The sequence below is a fragment of the Falsihalocynthiibacter sp. CO-5D18 genome, from assembly GCF_041205445.1.
Classification (GTDB): Bacteria; Pseudomonadota; Alphaproteobacteria; order Rhodobacterales; family Rhodobacteraceae; genus Falsihalocynthiibacter; species Falsihalocynthiibacter arcticus.
Genome location: NZ_JBGFCF010000105.1, coordinates 1 through 355, shown reverse-complemented (window position 1 = coordinate 355; position 355 = coordinate 1). Strand labels below are relative to the sequence as shown.

Annotated in this window: 1 protein-coding gene; it reads left to right on the top strand. The window is 53.8% G+C overall.

What is annotated here, in order from left to right; all coding sequences use genetic code 11:
* Positions 1-101: 101 nt before the first annotated feature.
* On the top strand, positions 102-355 hold a 254-nt coding region (locus AB9F27_RS22130; RefSeq protein WP_369758236.1), incomplete at its 3' end, for an ABC transporter permease subunit.

Below are 355 nucleotides of genomic sequence, written 5' to 3'. Positions count from 1 at the left end.
ATGAGGTTGACGCGGCAATCACGACTTTGAAAGCGAACGGAACGCTGACCGAGATTTCGATGAAGTGGTTCGGCACCGACATCACCGTCGTGGAATAACCCGTGCGGTCCCTCGACCTCACGTATATGCTCGACCTGCTACCGGTATTGTTGAGCTATGTTCCGTTGACGCTTTTTATGGCAGTCGTGGGGATGGTGGTAGCACTGTTCCTTGCGTCGGTCATGGCGGTGGAGCGGGTGTTTCAGGTGCCAGTGTTGGACGCATTCGTTCGACTTTTCATAAGCTTCTTTCGCGGGACGCCGCTGCTTGTGCAACTGTTTTTGTTCTACTACGGCTTGCCGCAAATGCTGCCTTT